The organism is Corallococcus sp. CA049B, assembly GCF_003611685.1.
Classification (GTDB): domain Bacteria; phylum Myxococcota; class Myxococcia; order Myxococcales; family Myxococcaceae; genus Corallococcus; species Corallococcus coralloides.
Genome location: NZ_RAWC01000107.1, coordinates 1 through 21981, shown reverse-complemented (window position 1 = coordinate 21981; position 21981 = coordinate 1). Strand labels below are relative to the sequence as shown.

The window sequence follows — 21981 nt, the reverse complement described above, 5'->3', positions numbered from 1 at the left end:
TCCTTGTTTACTCTTCTTTCTTTGAGCGCGACTCCCATGAGGGGAGTCCGGACCCGACACCGGGAAGGAGCACCTCGTGGGCGCGCGCAAGGGATGGCAGGGATTGCTGGGCGCAGGGCTGATCATGGCGGTGGGAGTGGCGGAAGCGGCGCCCTGGCGCAGCGTGCTGTATCCGTCGACGTGGACGCCCGGGTACTCGCAGCCGGGCAACCCGTCGCGGTTCCTGCATGACTTCTCCTACGAGGCGTTCACGTTCACGACTGTTGGGAAGAACGCGGCGAGCACGGGCTACAACGTGGCGTTGGACGTCATCCGTCTGGTGCGGCAGTAGGGCAGCGGCGCGTCTCTGGGAGGCGCGGGCGGACCGGAGTATAGACGGGCGCCATGCACGTCTATGCCGCCGCGTTGGCCCAGGAGCTGGGCATCAAGCCGGAGCAGGTGGACCGGACCCTCGCACTGCACGAAGAGGGAGGCACGGTCCCCTTCATCGCGCGCTACCGCAAGGAGGCCACGGGGGGGCTGGATGAGGTCCAGATCCAGTCCATCCTGGACAAGGCCACGGAGCGCGCGGAGCTGGACGGGCGGCGCGACACCATCCTGCGCAGCATCGAGGAGCAGGGGAAGCTGACGCCGGAGCTGAAGAAGGCGCTCCAGGCGGCGCGCACGCGCGCGGAGCTGGAGGACCTGTACCTGCCGTACAAGCCCAAGCGCCGCACGCGCGCGGCCATCGCCCGGGAGAAGGGGCTGGAGCCGCTGGCGGACCTGGTGTGGAAGCAGGAGGGCCAGCGCGGGGAGAGCCTGGACGCGCGGGTGAAGCCCTACGTGAGCGCGGACAAGGGCGTGGCGGACGTGGCGCAGGCGCTGGCGGGCGCTCGGGATATCTGCGCGGAGCGGGTGGCGGAGGACGCCCGGCTGCGCCGCGAGGCCCGCGACCTGTGTACGAAGCGGGGCTCGCTGCGCTCGGACGTGGTGCCCGCGAAGAAGGGCGAGACGACCAAGTTCGAGAACTACTACGGCCACGAGGAGCCGCTGTCCCAGGCCCCGTCCCACCGCGTGCTGGCGCTGTTGCGCGGCGAGGAGGAGGGCGTGCTGAAGGTGAAGCTGGGCCTGCCGGACGATGAGGTGAAGGGCCTCTTCACGGGGCGCGTGGTGACGCGACCGCAGTCGCTGTTCGCGGGCGAGCTGCGCGCGGCGGTGGAGGACGGGTGGGACCGGCTGATGGGGCCGTCGCTGGAGTCGGAGCTGCGCGCGGAGCTGAAGGAGCGCGCGGACAAGGGCGCCATCGGCGTGTTCGGAGAGAACCTCCGGCACCTGTTGTTGGCGGCGCCGGCCGGGGCTCGGGCGGTGCTGGCGTTGGACCCGGGGCTGCGCACGGGCATCAAGCTGGTGATGCTGGACGCGACGGGGACGGTGGCGGAGACGACGACGCTCTATTCGGAGCGGAGCGCGGACGAGCGGGCGCGCGCGGCGAAGCTGCTGGAGGCGGTGGTGCGCAAGCACAAGCCGGAGCTCATCGCCGTGGGCAACGGCACGGGCAGCCGCGAGGCGGAGGTCTTCACTCGGGACACGCTGAAGGCGATGGGCGTGCAGGTCCCCGTGGTGTCGGTGAGCGAGCAGGGCGCGTCCATCTACTCCGCGTCGGAGGTGGCGCGGGAGGAGTTCCCGGAGCTGGACGTGTCGCTGCGCGGGGCGGTGTCGATTGGACGGCGCTTGCAGGATCCGCTGGCGGAGCTGGTGAAGATCGACCCGAAGAGCATCGGGGTGGGGCAGTACCAGCACGACGTGGACCAGGGACTCTTGAAGAAGAAGCTGGGCGAGGTGGTGGACTCGTGCGTGAACGCGGTGGGCGTGGACGTGAACACGGCGTCACCGCAGCTGCTGGAGCACGTGTCCGGCGTGGGTCCGTCGCTGGCGAAGAAGCTGGTGGCGCACCGGGCGGCGAAGGGGCGCTTCACCACGCGGCGGGAGCTGCTCAAGGTGAGCGGCCTGGGGCCGAAGACGTTCGAGCAGGCGGCGGGCTTCCTGCGGGTGCGCGGGCCGGAGCCGCTGGATTCGAGCGCGGTGCACCCGGAGCGCTACACGGTCGTGGAGCGCATGGCGAAGGACCTGGGCGTGGACGTGGCGTCGCTGGTTGGGAACGCGGCGCTGGTGCGCCAGATTGAAGCCAAGAGCTACCTGGGGCCGGAGCTGGGCGAGCTGACGCTGAAGGACATCCTGGCGGAGCTGGAGAAGCCGAGCCGCGACCCGCGAGGAGACTTCACGGCGCACGCGACGCGGGACGACCTGCGCACGCTGGAGGACGTGAAGGAGGGGATGGTGTTGCAGGGCGTGGTGACGAACGTGACGGCGTTTGGAGCGTTCGTGGACGTGGGCGTGCATCAGGACGGCCTGGTGCACGTGTCGCAGCTGGCGGCGCGCTTCATCAAGGATCCGTCGGAGGTGGCCAAGGTGGGCGACCGGCTGACGGTGAAGGTCCTGACCGTGGACCTGGCGCGCAAGCGTCTGGCTTTGTCCGTGCGTGCGGTGCTGGAGGGTGGGGCGCCGCAGCCGTCGGGACGGCCTGCGCAGGCGAAGCCCGCGAGTGCACCGGTGCATCAGCAGCGGCCCGCGCAGAAGCCCGCGACGCAGGCTCCGCCGCAGAAGAAGCCCGAGCCGTTCAACAATCCGTTCTCGAAGTTGAAGCGCTGACTCTTCTTCAGGAGGTGCTGAAGAAGAGGAAGAACAGAACGGCGAGGACGGAGCAGACGAGCAGTCCCAGGCCGGCGTTGGAACGGTGTTTCACGCTGGCATGGAGGCTCAGCGCGGCGGCAAGCCCGGCGACCGGGAGATGCCAGGCCGCGATCCGGATCAGCACATCCTCGTTGTTGAAGATGTGGCGGACCGTGAAAACGCCATACATCACGAGGGAGAGGAACAGCGCGCCTCCTGCGAGCAGCAAGCTGGGGGCGCGGTTCGTGGAGGATGTCCGAGGGGTGTTCATTCCAAGAGAACCGGATCGAGTGGTTGATTGCACGGTGTGAAGACACCCTGCAATACCAAGGGCCACTGCGCGACGCGTCTGTCCAGCAGTTCGTCAAGGATGTCCGAGCCTTCGAAGTCGAGTCCCCTGGCTTGCTTCCTCGGTGGCTCCTGGATGGGCCTGGCGCCGTGGGGCCACCCAGCCCCGTGCCTCGCCAGCCCGGCAGAGGGCATGGAGCTTCGCCCGCACAGAGGCCCGCGGCGTAGGCACCGCCGCAGAAGAAGCCGGAGCCGTTCAACAATCCGTTCTCGAAGTTGAAGCGCTCGGAATCGATGCTCCAAGACAGGTGACGAATCTCCGGGCACTGGAGTTCAGGTGCCCTGGAGCCCCCTCGTCGATCGCCTTCCTGAGTTCGAGCAATGCCTCTCTTGCACCCGCGAGGTCGGTGGCGCCACGCATCTGGGATGCCTTGGCGAACATTGATTCACAAACCGCGAGGGCACGTCTCGCAGCCTGGAACAGCTCGGCGGAGCTGTTTCAATGAGTCAGAAGCTCATCGGCGGACCGCGTCTGGGCAATCGCGCCCAGGGAGTTCATCGCGACGAGCATGGCTTGGGCATCATTGTGGTCCATGGTCTTCCCTTCAGGACATGCACTGCCTTGATCAGTTGACCGGAGATGCAGAGCAGTCACACACGATCCAGGCTCCAGGCGCTACTTCCTTGGCCTTTCCGCAGTCCACGAAGTCCGCCCCTTCTCCTTGTTGAACGTTGCGTCCCAAGATCTCCTTGTTGTCGGAGACGAACAGGGCGCATCCCCTGGACTTGTCCTGGCGGACTTGGATGCCGTAGTAGACGCGGCCCTCGAGGATTGGCAGGAGAAACCTCCCCAGCGCGATGCCTGCCGCCAGGGCGATGAGCACTTTGTATCTGGGAGGGACTGTCATCGGTCCAGCTCAATCCAACGGGAACAACCGCGCTTCCTTCGCCAGCACCTCATTGCGCGCCAGTAATCCCGTGAACCGCTTCGTCCCGTTCCGCGCATCGAACCGTGCCGCGATGTCGCGCGCCTGTGACTCCAGCCAGTCCTTCAGCGCCCGCGTCCCGTAGCCCCCGTCCACCGCGTGCAGCGGGAACGCTCGCGGCAAGCGCAGGCTCACTTCGTCGCGGCCGTCCGCCACCACCTGTCCCACCAGGAACGACGCCGCCGTGTAGAAGCTGAACCGGTCCCGGTAGCTGGAGTGCTCCAGCGCCCAGCCCAGGTGCTTCTCCAGCAGCGTCAGTCCGCGCGACAGGTTGCCCGTCAGCGCCAGGAACTCCAGGTGCTCTCCCACCGTGGAGAGGAACTCGCGGTTCTTCGCCACCATCGCGTAGCCGCGCATGTGGCAGTCCCGCGCTTCCTTCATCCGCTCCAGCTTGAAGAACGGATACAGCAGCGTGCCCAGCGTCAGGTGCGGAATCTCCGCGCAGGACTGCCTTCCATCCAGGATGGGCTTCGCCTTCTGGATGGCCTGCTCCCACTCGCCCTTGTCCACGTGGTGATCCAGCTCATCGTCCAATTCGCAGACGCGGCAGTCCGTCAGGTGGTCCCTGGGCGCGACGAGCCACGCCTCCCACAGGCGCTCCGCGTCCTCCGTGTCGCCCATGTCCCGAGCCATCTGGTAGCGCAGCTTCAGCGCCGCCCGCTTGCCCGCGTCCAGCTTCGCGAAGCTCTGATCCACGTCATCCAGCGCGTCTGAAATCTGCTTGCGGCTGATGTGCGGGAACTCGTCCAGCCGGCCTACCACCCACTTCTGCTTCCAGAGCATGTCCTCCGGGTCGAACCGCTGCGGGTCCTTCTTCTGCTGCCCCCGGCACCACGCGAACGCCACCAGCGCCTTGTCCGGATACCCTCCGAACGTCGCCGCGTCGATGAGCGCGTCCCGCAGCTCGTACCCCAGCGGCACGTCGCCGTGCGCGTCCGTCAGCCGCACCGCCTCCTCCAGCGCGCGCACCTTCGCGTCGCCTTCCGGAAGCGCTTCCGCCTGCCCGCGCAGGGCCTCCACCTGCTGGCGCCAGTCCGCCATCAGTGCATCCCCCGCGAGCCCGGGCCCGACGAACCGCCCCCTCCGCCACTGTCATCCAGCCGCGCCGAGATGAGCCCCAGCAGCCCGTGGTTCAAGAGCGCCATCTCCTGCGCGTTCAGCGGGTGCTGACCCAACAGCAACGCCTGTACGTAGAGCATCTCCACCGACAGCTTCAGCAACTCCCGCCCCTCCACCGCCGCCAGCCTGCGCACCACCGGGTTGTGCAGGTTGAGGCAGAGCAACGCGCGCTCCTGTCCGCCCGTGCCCGCCATCACCCCGTCCAGCACGCCCGCGTACAGGTCGTCCGACTCCTCCCGAGCCCGCTCCGCGTCCCGCTTGAACGCGCCCTCCGCGTCCGAGCTGTAGAGCGTGGGCACCTCCGCCGGGAAGAACTTCTTCACCTCCACGCCGCAGCGGAACGGCGCCAGCACCCGCTCGGCCAGACGCAGCAGCGGGTAGATGGCCTCGCGTTCGTCCAGCGTCAGCTCTTCGAAGCTCTGCGGCAGGTCCGCCGACGAGAACGGCGCCACCTGCGCCTCCGGCACCACGTGCGGCAGCTTCTCCAGCAGCGCCGTGTCGTGCGTGTACGCCGCGTTCAACACGCACAGCCCCTGCGCCGCCGCCACTCGCGCCACCTGCCGGAACCCATCCAGCGTCGGCGTGTAGCGCACCACCGGCCATGACTTCCGGTAGTCCGCCAATGTCATCACCCCGAGCGATGTTTCAAAAGGCAGCCAGTGGATGACCAGCCGGTAGAAGTCATCATCGTCCAGCGCCAGCCCCTTCACCGACAGCCCGTGCAGCGCAATCAGCCGCTGCAACGCCCGGGGCTCGTCGTGCGCCAGGTCCATCAGGTACTTGCGCAGGGACTGGCCCAGCGCCTCGCGCGCCTTCGCCAGCACCGAGTCCTCGTAGAAGGACTCGCGGCTCGCGGTGGGCCTCAGGCCGTTCGCGTTCACCACGCACTTCACGAAGAACGCCCACTCCGGCAGCAGGTTCTCCGCGCTCTCCGACAGCAGCATCTGCTTCAGGTACACGCGGTGCTTCTGCTTCGCGTTGAAGTGCGGCGACGCCGGCAGCACATACGCCACGCCGTCCACGTCCCCCGCCTCCGAGCGCAGCGGAATCACATCCAGGAAGTCCGTGCCGAACACCTCGCGCCCGTACGCGAGCAGCGCCTGCCGCCGGTCTCCTGGCGTCTCGTAGAAGCGGCGCCAGGGAGGGCCGTCCGGGTTGAGCGCCTCCGTCCGGCCGTCCACCGTGAGCCGCACGGGGAAGGGCAGCAGCCCTCCATAATGCTTCGCCAGCTGGCGCACCCGCTCCGGCGTGAACCACTCCACCATGTCCGCGCGGGCCACCAGGTAGACGTGCGTACCGGGGGCGTCCAGCGGGTGCTCGGAGACGCGCACGTCGTACGTGCCGTCGTGCCGGCCCCGCCACTCCAGCGTCCGCCCGTCGCCCTTCGCCGAGCGCGTCACCACCAGCAGCTCGTCGCACACCATGAAGCACGACAAGAGGCCGATGCCGAACTGCCCGATGAAGTCGTTGCGGCGGGCTTCCAACTGCTCGCGCTTGGAGGACTCTCCGATGGTGGCCAGGAAGCGGTGGATCTCCTCCTCCGTCAGCCCCACGCCTTCATCGGTGAAGAGCAGGGTGGGCGGCCCGCCGTCCTGCTTCTCCCGCAGCTCCAGCCCCACGGCTCCGGTGGCCTGGGGCTCCAGCTGCTGGCGGGCGCGGATGGCGTCCGTGGCGTTCTGGAGCAGCTCCCGCACGTAGACCCCGGGCGAGCTGTACAGGTGGTGGGACAGGAGGTCGATGACCCCACGGAGGCTGACTTGGAATCGATGGTCCACGCGGCCGTCGAGCGTAGCGCGCTGCATCCTCCCCGGGGCCACAATCCCCCGCCGTGGGTGGATGAAGGCATGTGTCCTTCCCAAGGCAACCGGACACGCCAGCCCCCTTCCGCCTCCCTGGCGGGGTGGTATGTCGCGCCCCTGCCGTGCGGCGCCCTTGGGGCGGCACGGCGACATGTCGTCTCTTTCCTTCCTCCTGGAGCGGACAACGATGGGCAACAAGCTGAAGGCAGTGGTGGTGGGCGCGGTGCTGGGCGTCGCGGGCGCGGCCTTCGCGCAGGGCACGCCGACGACGCCGGCGGCGGGCAAGGCCGACGTGAAGGCGGCGGCCAAGGCGGCGGCGGGCAAGGCGGCGTCCACGGCGGGCAAGACGGAGGTGACGTGGTGGGGTCACGCCGCCTTCGTGCTGAAGACGCCGGGCGGCGCGACCATCGCCATCGACCCGTGGTTCACCAACCCCAAGGCTCCGCAGGGCGCCACCTGGCCGGAGGCGGTGGACGCCATCCTCGTGTCCCACGGCCACTTCGACCATGTGGGTGAGACGAAGGCCCTGGCCCAGAAGACGAGCGCCAAGGTGTACGGCTCCTTCGAGCTGGTGAACCTCCTGGGCCTGCCGGAGGCGCAGGGCGTGGGCGCCAACGCGGGCGGGACGTTCACGGTGAAGGACGCCACCATCCACCTGGTGGAGGCGGTGCACTCCAGCAGCTACCAGGCGGACCCCAAGGCCCCGTCGCAGTACGCGGGCGCGCCCCTGGGCTTCGTCATCGAAATCGCCAACGGCCCCACGCTGTACCACGCAGGCGACACCGGGGCCTTCCAGTCCATGGCCCTCATCGCGGAGCAGTTCAAGCCCACCGTGGCCCTGCTGCCCATCGGCGGCCACTTCGTCATGGACCCGCCGCAGGCCGCCGTCGCCGCGAAGCTGCTGAAGGTGAAGACCGTGGTGCCCATGCACTACGGCACCTTCCCCGCCCTGGCCGGCACCCCGGACGCGCTCACCACCGAGCTGAAGAAGACCCGGGCCACCACCAAGGTGCTCACCCTGGAGCCGGGCAAGGCCACCGCGCTGTAGGCCTCCCGGGTTCTCTTCGCGCGCCCGTCCGCCCTGGGTGGACGGGCGCGCTGTTCTTTCCACCAGCAATCAGCATTCGTTGCCCGACTCCCGCGTGCGCCTGGGGTCGAGTGGCATCCCGGAGGCGGCTGGGTTATTCCCCGCCTCAGCGCGCCCGAGGGGGAAGCTCCGGCCGCGCGCTTTCGAGGGGTGTACCGGTGCCGGTGCTGGTTTTTGGAAGGGGGACCTGGCTGGCCACGCTCCTGACGGACGTGGTCGCAGCGCATGCGCGCTCCCCCGCGCCCGCTCCGGCCCTTCCGCTGCCGGAAGCCGCCTCCGGCCGGGCCCGGGGCCGCGCCTTCCTGCGCCGCACGCTGCGCGCCTCGGGGCTCGTCTACGGCACGCCCGTGCCGCTGCCCTCGCCGGTGGATGGGGGTGAGCCCTTCGACGTCCCGGCGCGCGCGGTGGAGGACGAGCTGTTCCACGCCGTGGTGCGCACGCTGGCGCGCATGGCGCTGGACCTGGCGCGGGTGATGGACGCGCCGGAGGGCCCGCGGGTGGAGCAGCTGCTGGTGCTCTTCGCGGTGCTGGCGGGCGAGCTGGACCTGGCCATGGCGCTGGACGCGCGGCTCGCGGCGGGGCTGCCGGTGCCCCGGCGGATGGTGGGCCGGGTGGAGGACGCGCTCGACAAGCGGGCGCCGTCGCTGGCCGGGGACCCGGTGTATGGGCTGGTGCTGCACAACGGCGCGCAGTACGCGGACGCGCAGCTGTTCTGCCGGCAGGCCATTGATTTGTTCTCGAGCGGGCGGCTGTCTCGCGCGGTGGCGGAGCGGCGTCGGGACTTCGCGGCGCGGCAGAAGGCGCTGCTCGTGGACGTGCTCACGGCGCTCGCGTGCGTGGACCGCGAACCCAGCGCGCCCGCGCGCCGCGCCATCCTCCGGCAGGTGGAGGGGCTGAGGCTGCCCCACGCGCTGGAGGGCGAGGTGAAGGCCGCGGTGCGCCAGTCCTTCGAGCGCAAGCGCGACGTGCGGGAGGTGGTGCGCCGCGTGCGCAGCGTGGACATGCGGCACCTGCTGCTGGAGCAGGCGCTGCTGGCGGCGCTGGTGGACGGGCGGCGGACGCGGCGGGAGCGGGCCTTCATCGACAAGCTGGCGGGCGCGCTGCACGTGCCCCACGCGGAGCTGCGCCGTCTGGAGTTGGAGATGGCGGAGTTCTACGCGCGGCACCGCTCATTGGTGGATGTCTTCACCGTGTCGGACGCGGCGGGCGCCATGGGCGAGGAGCTCATGGGCGGCATGCAGGAGACGCTGGAGAAGAACTACCACCGGCTCATGCAGGAGGCGCGCGAGACAGGCGACCTGGCGGTACTGCTCACCAAGGCGGCGAGGCGCCAGAAGCTCACCGCCGACGAGCGTCAGCGCATGCGCGCGCAGCTCATCGACGTGGCGAAGGCCATCCCCGCGCTGGCCATCTTCGCCGCGCCGGGCGGCATCCTGCTGTTGGCGGCGCTGGCGAAGGTGCTGCCCTTCAGCCTGTTGCCCAGCGCCTTCCAGGACGGACCCGCGGTGGACTCCGACGACGAGGACACCCTGGAGCGCGAGGCCGTCTGAGGTCCCGCGCGAGAGGTGCTGGCGACGCGGAGGTTCAACACGCTGGAGGACCTCATCCGGACGCTGGTGGCGCTGGGCCTCGCGGCACACGCGGTGAATCCGAAGCCGCACCACGCGCTGACGGAGGAGCTGCCAGCGCGTCCGGCAAGGAAGCGGGACCCGGATGACGCGCCCATGCTGGAGGCCCTGAGCCGGTTCAAGACGGACGTGCCGGACCCGGAGCTGGCCGTGTGGCTCATCGACACGGTGGCCCACGCGGTCCTCCACCGGGCCGTGGTGGAGCGCCCCGAGTCCCTGTCCCAGAGGCTGCTCCAGGAGGAGCTGGTGACGCTCCTCCTGCGCTACGTGAAGCGGAAGAGAGCGCCGGGCCTCAGCGCCCCGCCGCCTGCGCGTCCACGGCGGCCAGCTCGTCCTTGCTGAGCTTCACCTCCGCGCCCGCGACGTTCTCCTCCAGGTGCTTCACGGAGGACGTGCCGGGGATGGGCAGCATCACCGGCGAGCGCGCCAGCAGCCAGGAGAGGGCAATCTGCGCGGGCGTCGCGTTGTGCTTCTTCGCCACGGAGTCGAGCGTGCTCCCCGGCTTCGCCAGACCGCCCGTCGCCAGCGGGAACCACGGGATGAAGCCCAGGTTCTCCTTCTCGCAGTAGTCCAGCACCTTCTCGTGCACGCGGTCGGTCAGGTTGTACCGGTTCTGCACCGACACGACGTCCACCACCTTGCGCGCTCGCTCGATCTCCTCCACCGACACCTCCGACAGGCCGATGTGGCGGATCTTCCCTTCCTTCTGTAGCGCCTTCAGCTCGCCCAGTGACTCCTCCACCGGGACCTTCGGGTCGATGCGGTGCAGCTGGTACAGGTCGATGCGCTCCAGCTTCAGCCGGCGCAGCGACAGCTCCAGCTCCTGGCGCAGGTACTTCGGCGCGCCCACCGGGTGCCACTCGTTGGGCCCCGTGCGCACCAGGCCCGCCTTCGTCGCCACCACCACGCCCTTGGCGTAGGGGTGCAGGGCCTCCGCGATGATCTCCTCGCTGACGTAGGGGCCGTAGGAGTCCGCCGTGTCGATGAAGTCAACGCCCAGCTCCAGCGCGCGGCGCAACACGCGCACCGCCTCCGCCCGGTCCTTGGGCGGGCCCCAGATGCCCGGGCCCGTGAGCTGCATGGCGCCGTAGCCCAGCCGGTGGACGGGCAGATCTCCGCCCAGCTTGAAGGTGCCGCTCTTCTCCGCGGGTCGCGTCGAGGTTCCGCTCATGAGTGCTTCCTCCGTGCAGATGAACGCCAAAATGGATGCATGTGCGGCAGATGCGTTTCAGGCCGTCCGGTACCGCCCGGCCAATGCGTGGGTCGCACCGCGCAGCAATCCGGCCTCCGCCTTCTCCAGGGCCGTGAGGGCGTCCGCGGCCTCCAGTCCGGGGACGCAGACCGTCTCACCGCGCTCCAGCGCGACGAGCGACGCGGTGACGACGTCCTCCGGCGACATGGTGCCGGGATAGCCGCCGTTGAACTCCGTGAAGGTCATGCCCGGGCAGACGACCTGCGCCACCACGGGCGTGCCGCGCAGCTCTCCCGCGAGCGTGCGGGTGAAGTGGACGAGGAACGCCTTCGCGCCCGCGTAGGTGGCCCGGTGGGGCAGGGGACCCGGCGGCATCGCGCCGGAGAAGGCGAGCAGGGAGGCGACGTTGATGACCGCGCCCTTGCCCCGCGCCAGCATGCCGGGCAGCGCCGCGCGCGTGGCCAGCATCGGCGCCATCATGTGCAGGTTCGCCAGGCCCTCCAGCGCCGCGGGCTCCACCTGCGCGAAGGGGCCATAGCCGCCCACGCCCGCGTTGTTGATGACCAGTGTGATGTCCTCGCCCGCCGCGCGCGCGGCCACCCGTTGGAGGTCCGCGTGCACCGTGAGGTCCGCCCGCAGCACCTCCGCGCGGATGCCATGCGCCGCCGTCAGCTCCGCCGCCAGCGCCTTCAGCCGCTCCTCCCGCCGAGCGACGAGGACCAGGTCATGGCCAAGCGCGGCCAGCCTCCGCGCGTACACCGCGCCAATGCCCGCGGACGTGCCCGTCACCAATGCTGTCCCTCGACTGCCTGCCATGCCTGCTCCCTGAAGGGGGTAAAGGGGGCGCGTCCGACTCCGACGCAATGAATGCTGGAGATGGGGACCGCCGCCGCGAAGCGCATGCCGTCAACGCCGCACCCTCGGCCGCTGGGTAACGAAGGGCGGTCAGCCGTGCAAGCGGGATGCAGGCCTGACGGGAATCAAAATGCCGGAGACGCTCCAGCGCGCAGCGGTCGCTCACCGTGGGTGCACGTTTCCGCCCGAAGCAGGGGCGAAGTCCCCGCCGCGACGCACCAAGGAAACCTGTCCGACAGCCGGACAGGTTTTGGAGCGCCGAGGCCAGGGGCCAGCGCTCCGCCCGGGGCAGCGCGAACCTGTCCGACAGCCGGACAGGTTTTGGAGCGCCGAGGCCAGGGGCCAGCGCTCCGCCCGGGGCAGCGCGAACCTGTCCGACAGCCGGACAGGTTTTGGAGCGCCGAGGCCAGGGGCCTCTGCTCCGCCCGGGGCGGCGCGAACCTGTCCGACAGCCAGACAGGTTTTGGGGAACTGCGGCCGGTGGCGTTCCTTCAGCCCAGCGCCTTGACCGTCGTCTCCGGCGTGTCGCGGAACTGCTGGTGATACAGCTCCGCGTAGAGCCCGCCCTTCTCGAGCAGCTCCGCGTGGTTGCCTCGCTCCACCACGGTGCCGTGCTCCAGCACCAGGATGAGGTCCGCGTGGCGGATGGTGTTGAGCCGGTGCGCGATGACGATGCTCGTGCGGCCAGACAACAATTGCCCCAGCGCCAGCTGGATGAGCGCTTCCGTGCGCGTGTCGATGTTCGCCGTCGCCTCATCCAGGATGAGCACCCGCGGATTGGCGATGACCGCGCGCGCGAACGCGAGCAGCTGCCGCTGCCCCTGGCTGAGCGTCGCGCCGCCCTCGCCCAGCACGGTGTCGTAGCCCTGCGGCAGCCGGGTGATGAAGTCGTGCGCGTGCACCGCCTTCGCCGCCGCCTCCACGTCCTCGCGGGTGGCGTCCGCCTTCCCGTAGGCGATGTTGTCCGCCACCTTGCCGCTGAAGAGGAACGGCTCCTGGAGCACCATGGCCATCTGCCGGCGCAGGCTGCCGCGCGTCACCTGGCGCACGTCGTGCCCGTCCACGCGCACCGTGCCCCCCGTCCCGTCGTAGAAGCGCGGCACCAGGCTGGCCACCGTCGTCTTGCCCGCGCCCGTGCGCCCCACCAGCGCCAGCGTCTGGCCGGGCTCCAGCTGGAAGGACACGTCGCGCAGCACCGGCCTCGCCGCGTCGTACCCGAAGGACACGCCCTCGAACACCACCTGGCCCTTCAGCGGCCCCAGCTCCACCGCGCCCGCGGCGTCCTGCGGCTCCGGGGTCTCATCGAGGATGGAGAAGATGCGCTCCGCCCCCGCCAGCGCGGACTGCATCAGCGCGGCCACGGACGCGGCCAGCTGCACCGGCCGGAAGAACTGCTGCACGTAGATGAGGAACGCCGCCACGCCGCCCACCGTGAGCTGCCCGCTCAGCGCCAGCGCGCCGCCGTAGCCAATCACGAGCGCCGTGGACAGCGTGGAGAGCAGGTCGATGGCCGGCGAGAACGCGGACGTGATGCCCACCGCCGCCACGTTCGCGTCGCGGTTGGCCGCGTTCCTGTCGCGGAAGCGCTCGATGTTCTTCTCCGTGCGGTTGAACGCCTGCGCCTGCCGCACGCCCCCAATCTCCTCCTGGAGGTTCGCCGTCACGTCGCCCACCGTCTGCCGCGTCTTGCGGTAGGCATTGCGCGCCCGCGACGCGAAGAACCACGTGGTGAGCACGATGGCCGGGATGAGGGAGAAGCACGCCAGCGCCAGGCGCCAGTTGAGCGCGAACATCGCGACGAGCACGCCCACCAGCCCCATCAGCGACCCCAACAGCTGCGTCAGCCCCTGCGCGAAGAGCTGGTTGAGCGTGTCCACGTCGCTGAGCAGCCGGCTCATCAGGTCGCCCAGCGGCCGCCGGTCGAACCACGACAGCGGCAGCTGCTGGAGCCGCTCGAAGAGGCGCTGGCGCAGGTCCGACAGGACGTGCTGCCCCGTGTGGCCCACCCGCCGCGTCTGCGCCTGCTGCGTCAGCACGCCCACGACGTAGACGACGAACAGCACCCCCAGCGTCCGCAGCAGCCCCCAGCCGTCTCCCGAGCCGATGTCGTGGTCGATGGCCCGGCTCAGCAGGTACGGCCCCAGCGCCTGGCACGCCGCGCCCACCAGGATGAAGACCAGCGCCACGGTGAGCGTGCCCGCGTGCGGACGCAGCTCGCCCAAGAGCCGGCGCAGCACCTTCCCGCGCTGCTTCGCGCGGCCGGTCTCCAGCTCCGCCATCGCCTCGATGCTTCCGGGCCGCCTCATGCCACCACCTCCTGCTGGCGCGGCGGCAAGAGCTGCGACCCGAGGATGTCGTTGTACAGCTCGCTGGTGGCCTTCAGCTCTTCATGGCGTCCCTTCGCGGCGATGCGCCCCTCGTCCAGCACGAGGATGAGGTCCGCGTCCCGCACGGTGCTGATGCGCTGGGCGATGACGATGGCCGTCCTGCGCTTGTCCCGCATCAGCGCGTCCAGCGCGCCCTGGATGGCGGTCTCCGTGCGCGCGTCCACCGCGGACGTGCTGTCGTCCAGGATGAGCAGGCGCGGGTCCGTGAGCAGCGCCCTCGCGATGGCCAGCCGCTGCCGCTGTCCGCCGGAGAGCCCCACGCCGCGCTCGCCCACCACCGTGTCGTAGCCCTGGGGCAATTCGCGGATGAACTCCGCCGCCTGGGCCGCCTCCGCCGCGGCCTCCACCTGGGCCTGCGTCGCCTCCGGGCGCCCGTAGGCGATGTTCTCCCGCACCGTGCCGGAGAACAGCAGCGCGTCCTGGAGCACCACGCCCAGCTGCGAGCGCAGGCTCGCGAGCGTCACGTCCCGCACGTCGTGCCCGTCCAGCAGCACCGCGCCCCCGGTGACGTCGTAGAAGCGGGGCAGCAGGTTGATGAGCGTGCTCTTGCCGGAGCCGGTGGTGCCCAGCACCGCCACCAGCTGCCCGGGCTCCAGCGTCACGCTCACGCCGCGCAGGATTTCACGGTCGCTGCCCGCGTAGCGGAAGCGCACGTCGCGCAGCTCGATGCGGCCCTGCAACGGTGGCAGCGGCACCGCGCCCGGGCGGTCCGCCACCTCCACCGCCGTGTCGAGCAGCTCGAAGACGCGCTGCGCGGACGCGCTCGCCCGCGACATGCTGGCCGCGAAGAAGCCCAGCGTCATCAGGGGCATCAGCAGGAAGGCCAGGTAGCTGTTGAAGGCCACCAGCTCTCCCAGCGTCAGCTCCTGATGGAAGATGCGCCAGCCGCCCACGCCCACCACCATCAGCGTGCCCAGGTTGGCGAAGAAGGTGACGAAGGGGAAGTTGGCCGCCAGCGCGTCCACCACCCGCAGGTTCTTCTCCTTCAGCTCCGCGTTGGTCTTCCCGTAGCGCTCCATCTCCCGCGCCTCGCCGGAGAAGGCGCGCACCACGCGCAGCCCGCGCAGGTCCTCCTGCAGCGTGGTGTTGAGCGAGCCCAGCAGCGCCTGCAGTTGGCCGAACAGCGGCCGCATCCGCCGCATGAACCGGCGCAGCACCCACAGGATGGGCGGCACGGTGCTCAGCGCCGCCAGCGCCAGCACCGGATCCAGGTACAGCAGCAGCCCCGCGCAGCCCACCAGCATCGCCGCCGCCGCCGCGAACTGCACCACGCCGCTGCCCACGAAGGTGCGCACCGCCTCCACGTCGCTCGTCAGCCGCGTGAGCAGCTGCCCCGTCTGCGCCTGGTCGTAGTAGCTGAAGGACAGCCGCTGGATGCGCGCGAAGAGCGCGTCGCGCAGGTCGAACGCCACGCCCTGCGACGCGCGCTCCGCCAGGTAGCCCTGTAGGAAGTTGAACAGGCCGCGCCCCAGCGCGATGGCGACCAGGCCTCCCACCGCCAGCCACACGGGCTGGACCTCCCCGCGCGCGAGCCCGTGGTCGATGGCGATGCGGATCATCTGCGGCGCGCCCAGGTTCGCCACGGAGACGAGCAGCAGCGACAGCAGCGCCCCCAGCGCCTCCAGGCGGTAGCGGCGCAGATAGCCCAACGCCCGAAGGAGGGGCGGACGGCCGGATGCGGGTGGCGCGGACGTGCTCACGTGAGACCTGGACCCCTTCCTCCCCGCCCGGGAAGGCGCGCGCATGATGGGCGCCCCCGCGCGCCGCTTCAAGCACCCCGCATGGCACGAAACGGCGGTTGCGCGCCGCGCCACGGCCCGTTACGTGGGCCGCCTTTCCTCCCGCTTCGTCACGAGGTGAACGTCATGGAATACCGGCAGCTGGGTGGTTCTGGTTTCAAGGTCCCCGTCCTCAGCCTGGGCACGGGCACGTTCGGGGGCGCGGGTGACTTCTTCAAGGGCTTCGGCTCCAGCGACGTGAAGGAGGCCACGCGGCTCGTGGACATCGCGCTGGACGCGGGCGTGAACATGTTCGACTCCGCGGACGGCTACTCCGCGGGGCTCGCGGAGGAGATCCTGGGCAAGGCGCTGGAGGGGCGGCGCGACAAGGCCATCATCTCCACCAAGGCCACCTTCCGCGCGGGCACGGGGCCCAACGACGTGGGCTCCTCGCGCTTCCACCTCACGCGCGCCGTGGAGGCCTCGCTGCGCCGGCTGAAGACGGACTACATCGACCTGTTCCAGCTCCACGCCTTCGACGCGGTGACGCCCGTGGAGGAGGTCCTCAACACGCTGGACGGCTTCGTGCGCGCGGGGAAGATCCGCTACCTCGGCTGCTCCAACTTCTCCGGCTGGCACCTGATGAAGTCGCTGGCCGTGTCGGAGCGCTACAACCTGGCGCGCTACGTGGCCCACCAGGCCTACTACTCGCTCGTGGGCCGGGACTACGAGTGGGAGCTGATGCCGCTCGCGTTGGATCAAAAGGTGGGCGCGGTGGTGTGGAGCCCGCTGGGCTGGGGCCGGCTCACCGGCAAGCTGCGCCGGGGCGCGCCGAAGCCGGAGACCAGCCGCCTCAACAACCCTGCCACCGCGGCCGGCGGCCCGCAGGTGCCGGAGGAGCACCTCTTCAAGGTCGTGGACGCGCTCGACGCGGTGGCCCAGGAGACGGGCAAGACGGTGCCGCAGGTGGCGCTCAACTGGCTGCTCCAGCGGCCCACCGTGTCCAACGTCATCATCGGCGCGCGCACGGAGGAGCAGCTGCGCCAGAACCTGGGCGCCATCGGCTGGAACCTCACGCCCGCGCAGGTGGCCACGCTGGACGCCGCCAGCACCACGCCCTGGCCGTACCCGTACTTCCACCAGCGGCAGTTCCACGAGCGCAACCCGTTCCCCGTGACGTGAGCGGGGCGTGAAGCAGGAGGCGGTCAGGGCCTGGGTCCGGCCGCCTCCGTCCCGGGGGCAGATTCGCTGCCTCCGGGGGCGATGCACCTCACGCAAGAGAACGTTCCGGTTCGCGTGGAGGCGCGCTCGCTCATGTCCCTCAAGGAATACAAACCTGGCAGTCCCTTCCCCGGCGTCATCGGCCGCACCTGGGAGCAGTCGTCCCCCGCGTGGCCGGCGCCCCTGCGCTCGAAGCCCGGCGCGCCCAACGTCCTGTTCATCATCCTGGATGACACGGGCTTCGGGCACCTGGGCTGCTACGGCTCGCCCATCCGCACGCCGAACCTGGACCGGCTGGCGCAAGGCGGGCTGCTCTACAACAACATGCACACCACCGCGCTGTGCTCGCCCACGCGCTCGTGTGTCCTCACCGGCCGCAACCACCACTCCAACGGGATGGGCACCATCACCGAAACGTCGCTGGGCTACCCCGGCTACAACGGCACCATCCCCTTCGAGAACGGCTTGCTCTCCGAGATGCTGATGGAGGCCGGCTACAACACGTATGCCATTGGCAAGTGGCACCTGACCCCCGCGGAGCAGACGAGCGCCGCCGGGCCGTACTCACGCTGGCCGCTGGGCCGCGGCTTCGAGCGCTTCTACGGCTTCCTGGGCGGGGACACGCACCAGTACTACCCGGACCTCGTCCACGACAACCACACCGTCCGCCCGCCCGGCACGCCGGAAGAGGGCTACCACCTCACCCCGGACCTGGTGGACCGCGCCATCGACTGCATCGCGGACACCAAGCAGGTCGCGCCCGACAAGCCCTTCTTCCTCTACTTCGCCACGGGCGCCATGCACGCGCCCCACCACGTGCCGCGCGAGTGGGCGGACGCCTACGCGGGCCAGTTCGACGACGGCTGGGACGCCTACCGCCAGAAGGTGTTCCAGAAGCAGCTGGAGCTGGGCGTGATTCCCCGGGGCACGCAGCTGTCCCGGCATGACCCGGACGTGCAGGAGTGGGACTCGCTGCCGCCGGAGGAGAAGCGGCTCTACGCGCGGATGATGGAGGTCTTCGCGGGCTTCCTGGAGCACACGGACCACCACATTGGCCGGCTGCTGAAGTTCCTGGAGGACACCGGCGAATTGGACAACACGCTCATCATGGTGCTGTCCGACAACGGGGCCAGCGCGGAGGGCGGGCCGCACGGCTCCGTGAACGAGCTGAAGTTCTTCAACAACGCGCCGGAGTCCCTGGAGCAGAACCTGGCGGCGCTGGAGGAGCTGGGCGGCCCGAAGCACTTCAACCACTACCCGTGGGGCTGGGCCTGGGCGGGGGACACGCCGTTCCGCCGCTGGAAGCGGGAGACGTACCGGGGCGGCACCACCGACCCGTTCCTCGTCCACTGGCCCCAGGGCATCCAGGCGAAGGGCGAGGTGCGCACGCAGTACGCGCACGCCATCGACATGGTGCCCACGGTGCTGGACTGCCTGGGCCTGGAGCCGCTGGCGGAGATCCGCGGCGTCACCCAGTCACCCATCGAAGGCGTCAGCTTCCGGCACACGTTCAACGACGGGGACGCGCCTGGCCGCCACCGCACGCAGTACTTCGAGATGTTCAGCTCGCGCGCCATCTACCACGACGGCTGGCGCGCGGTGTGCCCGTTCCCCGGCCCGTCCTTCACGGAGGCTGGAGAGGGCTTCGGTGAGTCGCTGCTCGACGAGGACCGGCTGCGCGAGCTGGATACGCGCGGCTGGGAGCTGTACCACGTGGCGCAAGACTGCTCCGAGACGCGGAACGTGGCGGAGGAGCACCGGGGCAAACTCATCGAGATGATCGCCCTCTGGTACGCCGAGGCGGGGCGCTACCAGGTGCTGCCGCTCGCGTCGCCCACCCGCGCCGTGTTCGCCCTGGAGCGCCCGCAGCTCACCAAGGACCGCACGCGCTACGTGTACCGCTCGCATACGTCGCCCGCGCCGGAGAACGCGGCGGTGCACGTGCTCAACCGGCCCCACACCATCACCGCGGACGCGGAGGTGACGCGGGACACGGAGGGCGTGCTGCTCAGCCACGGCGGCCTCACCGGCGGCTACACGTTCTTCATCCAGGACCACAAGCTGCACTACGCCTACAACTACCTGGGCGAGCAGGAGTTCCACATCGAGTCGGCGGTGGACGTGCCGGAGGGACGCTCGCAGCTGAGGTTCGAGTTCGAGCCCACCGGCAAGCCGGACCTGAAGGTGGGGCGGGGCACTCCCGGACGCGGCCGGCTCTACATCAACGGGGACCTGGTGGCGCAGAGCACCATCGACGCGACCATGCCGCTGGCCATCAGCCTGGGGGAGGGGCTCACCTGCGGCCGGGACGAGAACTCGCCCGTCAGCCAGCGCTACGACGCGCCCTTCGAGTTCACCGGCACGCTCCACGAGGTGACGGTGGACGTCTCCGGCGAGCACGTCCGGGACACGAAGGCCGAGCAGAAGGCGGCCCTGTCGAAGCAGTGAAACGAAAAAGGCCCGGACGGGAGCAAAAGGGCTCCCCTCCGGGCCTGGAGACTTCAGGGAACTACTTGGTCACGCCGACGGCGGTCCAGGCCTCGGCGACCTTCTTCGCCTCGGTGGAGTCCTTGCCGTACAGGTCCGTGGCCGCCTTGATGGTGGCGGCGCGGGCCTCGGAGAAGTTCGTCTGCGGCGTCATGTACGTGGTGAGCGCGCGGCCGAAGACCTTGAGGCTCTTCTCCATGCCGATGCCGTCCTTCACCTCGATGCCGGACGTCTTGTTCTTGCCGCCCTCGGTGAGCAGGAAGAAGGCGTTGTTCGCGATGCCGCTGGAGCCGTGGACCTCCGTCATCTTCGGGTAGTTCTTGTAGTTGTCGATGGAGTAGCCATCCGACGTGGGGTCGTTCATGTAGCGGAGGGCGTCCGTGCTGTCGCCGTTGTTGGGCGTCCACGCGTCCTCGCCCACCGCCCAGTCGAACTTCACGCCCTCGTTGCGCTGGCTCACGTACCACTCGACGCCCGTGCCCATGATGTCGCTGAAGGACTCGTTGAGGCCGCCGGACTCGCCCTCGTACTCCAGGCCCGCGGTGCGCTCGGTGAGGCCGTGGCTGATTTCGTGGCCCGCGATGTCCAGCGTGGTGAGCGGGCCGGCGTCGCGGCCGTCGCCGTCGCCGTACTGCATCTTCTCGCCGTCCCAGAACGCGTTCACCAGGTTCACGTCGGTGTGCACGTAGGAGATGAGCTTCTCACCCTTGCCGTCAATGGAGTCGCGGCCGAGGATGTCCTTGTAGAAGTCGTAGGTCATCGCCGCGCCGTAGTGCGCGTCCACGCCCGCCTGGGCGCGCGACGGGTCGGTCTTCTCGCCCCAGACGTCGTTCTTGTCGGTGATGGGCGTGGCGCCGGACGCCTCCGGGCGGTTCTTGCCGTCGTACGTCACGATGCCCTTGCCGCGCGTCTTGTCCTCCAGCGAGTACGTGCCGTCCTTGTTCTTCGTGGTCTGGAGGTCGACCTTGCCGCTGTACATCGTCTGGTCGTCCGCCACGCGGCCCGTGCCCGTGCCCGGCGTGGTCGGCGTCGTCGCCGGCGTGCCAGGCTTGGACGGCGTCTGGGCCGCGGAGGCCCCGCCCGTGTGGGCGGCGTGCGCGGAGCCGCCGGAGCAGCACGCGCGGATGGTGTTGAACTGCTTGAGGGACTCGCCGGTGTTCGCGTCGATGAAGTAGTTCATCGAGCGCGGGTCCTTCCCGTTGGACAGCGACGTGTCGGTGAGCGTCACGTGGTAGGCGGCGTGGTACTGGCCGTCCTTGCCCTTCACGATGACCTTCTCCGAGGTGGGGGCCTTGGACGTCTCGCCGTTGAAGTCCTTCTGCGCCACGGCCAGCGCGTCCTTCGCGGTCAGCTTCGTGGGCGCCTTGCCCAGGCCCACCGGGATGTTGGACACGTTGCCCGTCAGGCTGTCGAACTCGCCCTTCGCGTCCAGGTGGCCGATGATCTGCTCACCGGCGACCTTCACGCCCTCGTGCATGCGGTCCATGCGCACGTGCGTCATGCCCAGCTGGTCGCGCTCCACCGTGCGCGGCGCGAACGACGTGCCGCCCGTGATGCCCGTCAGCTGCGGGTTCTTCTGGTTCACGTACGCCACCGTCTGCTGCACGGCCCGCTGCGCCTGGGGGCTGGAGATGTCCACCGGGCCCGGCGTCAGCTTCTGACCCACGCCGTTCAGCGCCACCGTGGCCTTCGCCTTGGAGGGCGCGCCCGCGCTGAAGCTGGACTGCGAGCTCATCCCCACCGGGCCCTGCGGCTTCACGGTGTTCACCGGCTTCGTGTCGGTGCGGTTCTGGGTGGCGACAACGGGCTTCGACAGGTCGGTGCGCAGGGCCATGGGGGAGTGCTTTCGGGGGACAGGTGAAGCGGACAAATTGATTCTCGTGTCAGCCGTTCCATTGTTGCGTGTGGGTGGCTGCTTACACGGTCATGAGTGGGTCCAAGCTCATGAATTCACAGGTGAAGTTTTCGTCCTACATCCACTTCGGGAACACATTCCGACCGGTAGGTAGGCGGGTGCTCGGGGGTGTATTTCCGTTCATTTTCAGCCTGCCTGTGCACGCCCGTCCACCCACACCCCGTGTCTGGACGCCAGGCGTTCTGGCCCGTTCGCCGTGCATGCGGGCGGGCAGGGGCGGAATCCGGCGCTCGCGGACCCCATCTTCTTCCTCCAGGGACGTTCACCCGGGGAAGGAGCGGGGATGCGCGGGGACGGAGGCGAGACGGTGGCGGAGGGCTGGGTGGCGCCACGGGGCCGCGCGGCCCGGGGACACCTGCCCCGCCACGTCGCGGGCCTCTTCCGCTTCCAGCCGGGCCGTCCCGCGGTGGCGGCGGGGTTGCGCACGGGGCTGGCGCTGGGCGTTCCGCTGCTGATCTCCGCGCTCCTGTCGCAGCCGGCGGCTGCGTGGGCGGGCATGGCCGGGCTCTTCGTCGCGCTGGTGGACAAGGGCGGGCCGTACCGCACGCGCGCCCGGGCCATGGGGGCGATGACGGTGCTGGGCGCGGGGG

General features: G+C 69.9%; 16 protein-coding genes and 1 pseudogene. 8 read left to right on the top strand and 9 right to left on the bottom strand.

Features of this window, described 5'->3' with window-relative positions; genetic code table 11:
• Window positions 1–76 precede the first annotated feature (76 nt).
• Window positions 77–331, top strand: coding sequence for a hypothetical protein (locus tag D7W82_RS22645; protein WP_199727810.1), 255 nt, complete (start codon window positions 77–79; stop codon window positions 329–331).
• A gap of 53 nt (window positions 332–384) precedes the next feature.
• On the top strand, window positions 385–2688 hold the full coding sequence (locus D7W82_RS22640; RefSeq protein ID WP_120620334.1) for a Tex family protein: 2304 nt from the start codon (window positions 385–387) through the stop codon (window positions 2686–2688).
• A gap of 7 nt (window positions 2689–2695) precedes the next feature.
• Here D7W82_RS22640 and D7W82_RS22635 read toward each other — a convergent pair whose 3' ends face one another.
• From D7W82_RS22635 to D7W82_RS22620, 4 genes are all read right to left on the bottom strand, one after another.
• Window positions 2696–2938 (bottom strand): hypothetical protein, encoded by a 243-nt coding sequence (locus tag D7W82_RS22635; RefSeq protein ID WP_120620333.1) that lies wholly within the window; start codon window positions 2936–2938, stop codon window positions 2696–2698.
• Window positions 2939–3623: 685 nt separating this feature from the next.
• On the bottom strand, window positions 3624–3881 hold the full coding sequence (locus D7W82_RS22630; RefSeq protein WP_147439467.1) for a hypothetical protein: 258 nt from the start codon (window positions 3879–3881) through the stop codon (window positions 3624–3626).
• 33 nt (window positions 3882–3914) lie between these two features.
• Window positions 3915–5027, bottom strand: a complete 1113-nt coding sequence (locus D7W82_RS22625; RefSeq protein ID WP_120620331.1) for a hypothetical protein — start codon at window positions 5025–5027, stop codon at window positions 3915–3917.
• A complete protein-coding gene (locus D7W82_RS22620) occupies window positions 5024–6877 on the bottom strand; it encodes an HSP90 family protein (protein ID WP_120620341.1) in 1854 nt (617 codons plus the stop codon). Before D7W82_RS22620 ends, D7W82_RS22625 begins: the two co-directional genes overlap by 4 nt.
• A 211-nt stretch (window positions 6878–7088) precedes the next feature.
• Here D7W82_RS22620 and D7W82_RS22615 point away from each other — a divergent pair, with 211 nt between their 5' ends.
• The 3 genes from D7W82_RS22615 to D7W82_RS22605 all read left to right on the top strand — a co-directional run bounded on the left by D7W82_RS22615 (window position 7089) and on the right by D7W82_RS22605 (window position 9958).
• Window positions 7089–7949: a metal-dependent hydrolase gene (locus D7W82_RS22615; protein ID WP_120620330.1), complete on the top strand. Its 861-nt coding sequence runs from the start codon at window positions 7089–7091 to the stop codon at window positions 7947–7949.
• 197 nt (window positions 7950–8146) lie between these two features.
• Complete coding sequence (locus D7W82_RS22610) at window positions 8147–9538, top strand: TerB family tellurite resistance protein (RefSeq protein WP_233587876.1); 1392 nt, start codon at window positions 8147–8149, stop codon at window positions 9536–9538.
• Window positions 9539–9553: 15 nt separating this feature from the next.
• On the top strand, window positions 9554–9958 hold the full coding sequence (locus tag D7W82_RS22605) for a hypothetical protein (protein ID WP_120620329.1): 405 nt from the start codon (window positions 9554–9556) through the stop codon (window positions 9956–9958).
• Here the strand turns inward: D7W82_RS22605 and D7W82_RS22600 are convergent.
• The 4 genes from D7W82_RS22600 to D7W82_RS22585 all read right to left on the bottom strand — a co-directional run bounded on the left by D7W82_RS22600 (window position 9909) and on the right by D7W82_RS22585 (window position 15750).
• Window positions 9909–10787, bottom strand: coding sequence for an aldo/keto reductase (locus D7W82_RS22600; RefSeq protein ID WP_120620339.1), 879 nt, complete (start codon window positions 10785–10787; stop codon window positions 9909–9911). The genes D7W82_RS22605 and D7W82_RS22600 overlap by 50 nt on opposite strands.
• A gap of 57 nt (window positions 10788–10844) precedes the next feature.
• Window positions 10845–11624 carry an SDR family oxidoreductase gene (locus tag D7W82_RS22595; RefSeq protein ID WP_120620328.1) on the bottom strand — a complete coding sequence of 260 codons (780 nt, stop codon included), beginning with the start codon at window positions 11622–11624 and terminating at the stop codon, window positions 10845–10847.
• 530 nt (window positions 11625–12154) lie between these two features.
• Entirely contained in the window at window positions 12155–13969 is a 1815-nt protein-coding gene (locus D7W82_RS22590) for an ABC transporter ATP-binding protein (protein ID WP_199727809.1), read from the bottom strand.
• On the bottom strand, window positions 13966–15750 hold the full coding sequence (locus tag D7W82_RS22585; RefSeq protein ID WP_120620326.1) for an ABC transporter ATP-binding protein: 1785 nt from the start codon (window positions 15748–15750) through the stop codon (window positions 13966–13968). The genes D7W82_RS22590 and D7W82_RS22585 overlap by 4 nt, the downstream gene beginning before the upstream one ends.
• 165 nt (window positions 15751–15915) lie before the next feature.
• Between D7W82_RS22585 and D7W82_RS22580 the strand changes: the two genes are divergently transcribed.
• Window positions 15916–16950: an aldo/keto reductase gene (locus tag D7W82_RS22580; RefSeq protein WP_120620325.1), complete on the top strand. Its 1035-nt coding sequence runs from the start codon at window positions 15916–15918 to the stop codon at window positions 16948–16950.
• Window positions 16951–17082: 132 nt separating this feature from the next.
• Complete coding sequence (locus D7W82_RS22575; protein ID WP_120620338.1) at window positions 17083–19437, top strand: arylsulfatase; 2355 nt, start codon at window positions 17083–17085, stop codon at window positions 19435–19437.
• A 61-nt stretch (window positions 19438–19498) separates the two neighbouring features.
• On the opposite strand, the gene D7W82_RS22570 is transcribed toward D7W82_RS22575, so the two are convergent.
• Window positions 19499–21310: a M4 family metallopeptidase gene (locus D7W82_RS22570; RefSeq protein ID WP_120620324.1), complete on the bottom strand. Its 1812-nt coding sequence runs from the start codon at window positions 21308–21310 to the stop codon at window positions 19499–19501.
• 364 nt (window positions 21311–21674) lie between these two features.
• Here D7W82_RS22570 and D7W82_RS22565 point away from each other — a divergent pair.
• Window positions 21675–21981: pseudogene (locus D7W82_RS22565) on the top strand (FUSC family protein); the annotation flags it as partial.

Bases quoted from the DNA above. Each gene is read 5' to 3' on its own strand.
- D7W82_RS22615 (WP_120620330.1), top strand. From the start codon at position 7,089: ATGGGCAACAAGCTGAAGGCAGTGGTGGTGGGCGCGGTGCTGGGCGTC.
- D7W82_RS22580 (WP_120620325.1), top strand. From the start codon at position 15,916: ATGGAATACCGGCAGCTGGGTGGTTCTGGTTTCAAGGTCCCCGTCCTC.
- D7W82_RS22570 (WP_120620324.1), bottom strand. From the start codon at position 21,310: ATGGCCCTGCGCACCGACCTGTCGAAGCCCGTTGTCGCCACCCAGAAC.
- D7W82_RS22600 (WP_120620339.1), bottom strand. From the start codon at position 10,787: ATGAGCGGAACCTCGACGCGACCCGCGGAGAAGAGCGGCACCTTCAAG.
- D7W82_RS22595 (WP_120620328.1), bottom strand. From the start codon at position 11,624: ATGGCAGGCAGTCGAGGGACAGCATTGGTGACGGGCACGTCCGCGGGC.
- D7W82_RS22575 (WP_120620338.1), top strand. From the start codon at position 17,083: ATGTCCCTCAAGGAATACAAACCTGGCAGTCCCTTCCCCGGCGTCATC.
- D7W82_RS22590 (WP_199727809.1), bottom strand. From the start codon at position 13,969: ATGAGGCGGCCCGGAAGCATCGAGGCGATGGCGGAGCTGGAGACCGGC.
- D7W82_RS22640 (WP_120620334.1), top strand. From the start codon at position 385: ATGCACGTCTATGCCGCCGCGTTGGCCCAGGAGCTGGGCATCAAGCCG.